Origin of the sequence: Blautia sp. HCP3S3_C12 (genome assembly GCF_052064155.1) — a bacterium.
Taxonomy (GTDB): Bacteria; Bacillota; Clostridia; order Lachnospirales; family Lachnospiraceae; genus Blautia_A.
Genome location: NZ_JBQHWC010000009.1, coordinates 107,869 through 114,351 on the forward strand (window position 1 = coordinate 107,869; position 6,483 = coordinate 114,351).

Annotated in this window: 6 protein-coding genes and 1 riboswitch; of the genes, 2 read left to right on the plus strand and 4 right to left on the minus strand. The window is 40.6% G+C overall.

The features are described from left to right. Positions 1 to 7: 7 nt before the first annotated feature. From ACTNDS_RS09265 to ACTNDS_RS09275, 3 genes are all read right to left on the minus strand, one after another. Entirely contained in the window at positions 8 to 1,063 is a 1,056-nt protein-coding gene (locus ACTNDS_RS09265) for a threonine aldolase family protein (RefSeq protein WP_161234122.1), read from the minus strand. Positions 1,064 to 1,168: 105 nt separating this feature from the next. After that, complete coding sequence (locus ACTNDS_RS09270) at positions 1,169 to 1,573, minus strand: DUF1284 domain-containing protein (protein ID WP_022381173.1); 405 nt, start codon at positions 1,571 to 1,573, stop codon at positions 1,169 to 1,171. A gap of 170 nt (positions 1,574 to 1,743) precedes the next feature. After that, positions 1,744 to 2,619, minus strand: coding sequence for a DMT family transporter (locus tag ACTNDS_RS09275; protein ID WP_055054095.1), 876 nt, complete (start codon positions 2,617 to 2,619; stop codon positions 1,744 to 1,746). Positions 2,620 to 2,832: 213 nt separating this feature from the next. Next, positions 2,833 to 2,936, plus strand: a riboswitch (TPP riboswitch). A 115-nt stretch (positions 2,937 to 3,051) separates the two neighbouring features. Here ACTNDS_RS09275 and thiW point away from each other — a divergent pair. After that, positions 3,052 to 3,639: an energy coupling factor transporter S component ThiW gene (gene thiW / locus ACTNDS_RS09280; protein WP_441035233.1), complete on the plus strand. Its 588-nt coding sequence runs from the start codon at positions 3,052 to 3,054 to the stop codon at positions 3,637 to 3,639. After that, positions 3,569 to 4,348 (plus strand): hydroxyethylthiazole kinase, encoded by a 780-nt coding sequence (thiM, locus tag ACTNDS_RS09285; protein WP_441035235.1) that lies wholly within the window; start codon positions 3,569 to 3,571, stop codon positions 4,346 to 4,348. Before thiW ends, thiM begins: the two co-directional genes overlap by 71 nt. Positions 4,349 to 4,471: 123 nt before the next feature. On the opposite strand, the gene ACTNDS_RS09290 is transcribed toward thiM, so the two are convergent. Further along, positions 4,472 to 6,367, minus strand: coding sequence for a sensor domain-containing diguanylate cyclase (locus tag ACTNDS_RS09290; RefSeq protein WP_441035237.1), 1,896 nt, complete (start codon positions 6,365 to 6,367; stop codon positions 4,472 to 4,474). Between the last annotated feature and the right edge of the window lie 116 nt (positions 6,368 to 6,483).

Here is a 6,483-nt window from a genome sequence, read left to right on the forward strand (position 1 = left end):
TTTTTTCTTATTTATTTTTTTCCAGAATCTGAATCAGTTTCTGTGTATCTTCCATAGTAGTAGCCCAGCTTGTGGCAAAGCGGATCACAGAGTGTGTCTCATCATACTTCTCCCAGAATCCGAACTCCACATCCTGGGCTATTTTTTTCATTACCTCATTGGACACAATGCAGAAGATCTGATTGGTGGGAGTATCCAGAGAAAGCTGATATCCATACTTCTTCAGTGCATCCTTGATCTGCTCTGCAGCTTCCATTGCAGGTTTGCCGATCCGCAGGTACAGCCCGTCCGTAAACAGTTCACCAAACTGGATTCCTGCGATCCGTCCCTTGGCAAGCAATGCTCCATGCTGCTTGATGATCGTAAAGAAATGAGGAATCCGTCCTTTCTGCGGTATAACCACTGCTTCTCCAAACAATGCTCCGCATTTGGTTCCTCCAATGTAAAATACATCGCTAAGTTCAGCCAGATCAGTGAGAGTCACATCATTCTCCGGGCTTGCCAGTGCATAGGCAAGGCGGGCGCCATCCACATAAAGGGGAAGATGATTTTCCCGGCAGACTTTGCTGAGAGCTGCTAATTCCTCTCTGGAATACAGGGTACCATATTCTGTTGGCTGGGAAATATATACCATCCCGGGCATTACCATATGCTCATAATTGGCATCATCATAGAAATCCTTCACCAGCTTCTCAATCTGCTGTGCAGAGATTTTTCCATCTTTCTGCGGTACTGTCAGAACCTTATGTCCACCAAATTCAATAGCACCCGATTCATGGGTTGCAATATGCCCTGTATCCGCAGCCACAACTCCCTGATAAGATTTCAAAAGTGCATCGATTACTGTGGCATTGGTCTGTGTTCCGCCAACCAGCAGGAATACGTCTGCCTCCGGTGCATTGCAGGCTTTTCTAATCTTTTCTTTCGCATCTTCTGTATATGGATCCTGACCATAGCCCACTGTTTTCTCCAGGTTTGTCTCCATCAGCTTCTTCATGATCGCAGGATGCGCACCTTCCATGTAGTCACTGGCGAAATATAAACGTGATTCTGTATTTTCCATTTTTATCGTTATGTCCTTTCTACTGCACTATTTGCGCATTTGACTTTTTTATTCATAGCTTCTGTTCTGTACCGGAACGCTATTCATTCTGTTACTCTATTTTTCTTAGCATTTCTCCCATCTGCTCTTCTGACTTTCACAGATGGAATTCCACTGACAATTCCCACAGATTTCTTTCCTCTTTCCTGATGCCAGGATTTTCTTTTGAACAACATCTGTAAAATCATCAAATTCCATAATCTGTCCATTTTCCAGACCGCACAGTTCCAGCACTGCATTGTCATATGCTTCTACAAGCGAAAAGGAAGAACAGCATCCTTTTTCATTATTGGGACAGGCAGAACAGATCTCGTCTGTATCTGCATGAAGCTGTATCTTCGCTCCCTTCTGGAAAATATCCAGCATTTCCTGCATATGTGCGGAAAACCCATCACTGTATCCCTCACCCTTGAAATATGCAAGGCACATTCCATGGTGAGGGCGTAGTGGAATATTTTTTATAAAAGACATCTTTGTGCACCCTTCTCCTTAATTTTTTAACATATTGGATACTTTAACACAAAGCGTTTTTATTGACAACTTTTTTTATTTTATAGTTTACAATTCAATAATTCTATATACTGGTCGGATTTCATCAGACTTACTGGATAAAATCAGAAAAATCCTTTTTTACTTTTTCTTCATTTACCAGCCTTAGCTACCCTCATATTATAAAGAAAGGTACCCAATGATGCCAGAATAATCAGCACATATCCTGTAAAGCTGTACTTATCCGGAATCTCTCCAAACAGGACAAATCCCAGCATCGTGGCAAAAATAATCTGCGAATAATCAAAGATGGAAATCTTCCCTGCAGGTGCATAGGTGTATGCAGCCGTAATCGTAAACTGTCCGCCCGCTGCGAATAATCCTGCCATCAGCAATGTCACAAGCTGTTTCATACTCATGGGTGTGAAATGGAACAACATCCACGGCACAACCGACAAACAGGAGAAAAATGAAAAATAAAACACGATAACCGGTCCCTTCACTCCGTGAGTTCCCAGTACACGCACCATCGTATAGGCAATTCCTGCTCCCAGTCCACCGCAGACTCCTATCAGTGCCGGAACAAGTGCCGCATTCTGAAATCCCGGTTTCACTACAAATAAACATCCGATAAACGCCAGCGCAACACACGCAGCCTGCGCCGGTCTGATCTTTTCCTTTAACAAAAGGAATGAAAAAATAATCGCAAAAAACGGAGATAACTTATTCAGGATCGATGCATCTGCCACCAACAGATGGTCAATGGCGTAAAAGTTACACAGAATCCCCAGTGTCCCGCACACACAACGCAGGATCAGTGGTCCCCAGTATTTCTTATCCACCTTCGGCACTGTACGATTTTTACAGAGAATCACCGCCGCAAACACCGCCGCCACCAGATTCCGGAAGAAACTCTTCTCCACAGACGGCAGATCACCTGCCAGACGTACGCTCACATTCATACAAGCAAAGAAAAACGCCGACAGGATGATCATTATCATACCCTTTATGTAATTTTCCTGTTTCATCAGATTTAACCTGCCTTTCTGTCCATGCAGACAGCTTCTTTTTATCATATGCCGTCTGTCATCTACCTGTTAATCATATCACGGACAATCGTTTTAGTACAAATAGATTTTTTATTCCAGCAACACTCTAAAAAGGGTTGCTGACCTGATTTTACATCCCATTGACTTTTCCAGATGCTTGTGTTACTCTAACACAAGAAAAATCTGCATATAGATGATAACAACGGGAGCCTGTGGGACAGGCTGAGAGGAAGATAGATCTTCGACCGCACCTGATATGGATAATGCCAGCGTAGGTACTGTATTTGTATATTAAAATCTGCCAGTGTGTTATTCCGGCAGATTTTTTTTGCAGGATTTTATCTGTTTCCTGCACAACTGATAATGTCTGCTTCAGCAGACCAAATCTTCATTTCAAGGAGGTTCATTATTATGAACACAGACAGATCCAAAACATTCAGAATGGTCATGCTCGCCATGATGGTTGCCATCGGCGTTGTCATCTCACCCATTCTGAGAATCGAGGGTATGTGCCCTACTGCACACCTGATAAACATCGTCTGCTCCGTACTTCTGGGACCGTGGTATTCACTTCTTTGTGCCACTCTCATCGGAATCATCCGCATGATGTTTATGGGTATCCCGCCACTTGCACTGACAGGTGCCGTATTCGGTGCATTTTTATCAGGCGTTTTCTACCGCGCTTCTCATGGAAAGATTATCTGCGCAGTGATCGGTGAGATCTTCGGAACCGGTATCATCGGCTCTCTGGTTTCCTATCCTGTAATGACATTTCTTATGGGCAGAAGCGGACTGAACGCATTTTTCTATACACCAATGTTTCTGGCAGCAACCTCCATGGGTGGCACCATTGCCTATTTCTTCCTGAAAGCCTTAAGTCACACAGGAATGCTTGCCAAATTTCAACAAAGCCTTGGAGCAAAAGTATATGACCGTAAATCAGACAAATCCCAGACAACTGACCCGAGCAGCACAGCCGCTGATTCACTGCATCACTAATCCAATTTCTATCCATGACTGTGCTAATATTATTCTGGCGGCCGGAGGCCGCCCGATCATGGCAGAACATCCCGCTGAAGTAGCTGAGATTACCAGAAGCTCTCATGCACTGGCACTGAATCTTGGAAATATCACTGATGCGCGTATGAAATCCATGCCTGAATCTCTGAAAACTGCAGCCAGTCTCCACATCCCTGTTATGCTTGATCTGGTAGGTACTGCCTGCAGCAATCTGCGTTACGAATTTGCAAACAGACTTATGAACATTCATATGCCGGAACTTCTCAAGGGCAATATGTCTGAGCTTCTTGCCATGTCCGGCCAAACCACCCATGCCATCGGCATTGATGCAGGGGACGAGGATACCGTCACAGATATCAATCGGATTCATCTGCAGGAACTTTTCCAGGAAAAAGCTGCTCAATGGAACACTACACTCCTGATCACTGGCAAGGAAGATATGATCGTTTCTGCAAACAAATGCTCATTTATCAAAAGAGGCACTCCTGCCATGTCGCAGATCACCGGAACCGGCTGTATGCTTGGCATGATCTGTGCCACTTATCTGGCAGTCACAGATCCTTTCACTGCAGCTTTCACTGCAGCTACAGAATTTGATATCGCCGGCGAAAGAGCTGAAAAAAACAGCTCCGGCCCCGGAAGCTTCCAGGTGGAGCTGTTTGATCAGTTTTACCAGTTATCCTTATAATAAGTAGGTGAAAAAGTGCCTATATGCCCTCATATAACGAAATGCTCAGAGGATGAATAATGTTTTTTAGGCCTCAACAGGCTTCAATGGCAAATTCTTCTCTCTCAAAGGGCGATTTATAAATCAAACTCGTCTTCTATCTTTTCCTGTTCGTCTATAATATTCATCCTTATCTGCATACATCAGCTTATCAGCCATTGCCTTAATTTCTTCAAAATTAAGTTCTATATGTTCTGAACAAACAACTACTCCCTTAGACACACTAAGTTCAGAAATAAGATTTCCCTGGAAGTTTTCAGTTAAATAATCAAATGTCTTAACTGCATCCTGTGCTTCTTCTCTCGTTCCTCTCAGTAATGCAACAAACTCATCGCCACCTACACGATACGTCCTTCCAAGACCTGAGAATGCATTAACCATACACTTCGAAGCGCCAATAATTAACTCATCCCCTGCTTCATGACTAATATTATCATTAGCTGCTTTTAAACCGTTCAAATCCATCATAATAAGAACGTATTCTATTAAGTTATTATTTTTCTTGATTATTTCACAGTCAGCTTCAAACCCTCGTCTATTATATAAGCCTGTAAGCTCGTCCTTTATAGATGCTTCATATCTTCTGTTGTATGCATCCTTTGCCTTCTTCTCTCTCATACTAATAATAACAAATGAAGTTGCCATTATTAATACGCCTGCGATAAAGATTAAAACAATTGGAAGTATAATTTTATTTACATCCAATTTAACAGGATTATTATCTCTTATTACTATATACCAATCAAATCCTTCGAGATACTTGGTCATATAACAGCCATTCTCCGATAACTGATAATAAAAATCATCATCTGATATATTTCCAAAATATGAATTATCCAAGTAGCCTGTTTCTATAGAACTTACATCCGTATCAACCTGTATAAGTCCATCATGATTAACTAAATATACTTTGATATTGTATTCTTCCTCGAACCTGGCAAGTATGTCTACAAGGTCATTCATATCAACTCCGACACCACATACTCCCAAAATGTCTCCATTCGTGTCAATAATACCGTAATTAATAAACACCGAAAGACTCCCGTTATTATCTTCATCAGTATCAACATTAACTATATATCTTTTCCCTGAATCCAAGTAATCCTTATACCATATATCATGGCTGTCATTTTCAACATCAAGATACCTACTTATTCCACTATATGTATAATATGCTCTTGTTTTATCCGAAACAACAAATACCATTTTATAATCAAATTCATTACCAATGGATACCAGACGATTAGTTATATCGTCTTTGACACTCTCCGCCTCTTCTCTGGTTTTCCCCTCTATGTAGGTTCTTATATCAATATCACTGCTAATCGTCTGAGAAACAGTAATTAGCTTAATAAATTCATTCTCAACCTTTGCTGAAACCATCTGCGCAATTGTTCTGCTCTGTATTTCAGAGTTTTCCTTAGTTACCTGCTGAATCACATTCACACATGCTATGATGGAAACACTCATGCTAAGTAGCATTATGATAAACATAATAACAGAATCAAATCTGCTGTCATTAATCATATTCGTATGTTCATCCCCATTATGAGACCAATCATACATATATGCAGCAAACATTACGAATGAACCTATTCCCAGTCCTAAATTGGTTATAGAAAATCCATAAATAAAGGACTGTACAACTGTTGCAATTATTGGAATAAACGAAAACAACATCATTGAAATGAAGCTTCGTTTTTTCAAATACTTTCTATACTTAATCGCCATACCTGCTCCTATAAATATGACGACAAGTGATATTAGTGTATATACATACCAGGAATTATTCCTGTGATAATAATTTGCCTCATCGAAATAATACATCCATGGATAAAACAAATTAACCACAACAATGAAAATATTAATGCACGAAAAGATATTAGCAATTTTAACACTATTGCCACTTACTTCAGCACCTTTTTCAACAAAAACAGAACTAACAAACCTAACATAGGTATTTGCCATTGCTATGTTCATAGCAAATACCATAAGATTAGCAATTCTAGTATAACATAAATTAAATAAGTACCATATATTTTAAACTAAATATGTGATATACTATTCTCATCAACGAAAGGATGGTTGTTATGAAA

Excerpts from the sequence above, each read along its gene's own strand:
- thiM (WP_441035235.1), top strand. The coding sequence starts at position 3,569 with ATGACCGTAAATCAGACAAATCCCAGACAACTGACCCGAGCAGCACAG.
- ACTNDS_RS09290 (WP_441035237.1), bottom strand. The coding sequence starts at position 6,367 with ATGAACATAGCAATGGCAAATACCTATGTTAGGTTTGTTAGTTCTGTT.
- thiW (WP_441035233.1), top strand. The coding sequence starts at position 3,052 with ATGAACACAGACAGATCCAAAACATTCAGAATGGTCATGCTCGCCATG.
- ACTNDS_RS09275 (WP_055054095.1), bottom strand. The coding sequence starts at position 2,619 with ATGAAACAGGAAAATTACATAAAGGGTATGATAATGATCATCCTGTCG.
- ACTNDS_RS09270 (WP_022381173.1), bottom strand. The coding sequence starts at position 1,573 with ATGTCTTTTATAAAAAATATTCCACTACGCCCTCACCATGGAATGTGC.
- ACTNDS_RS09265 (WP_161234122.1), bottom strand. The coding sequence starts at position 1,063 with ATGGAAAATACAGAATCACGTTTATATTTCGCCAGTGACTACATGGAA.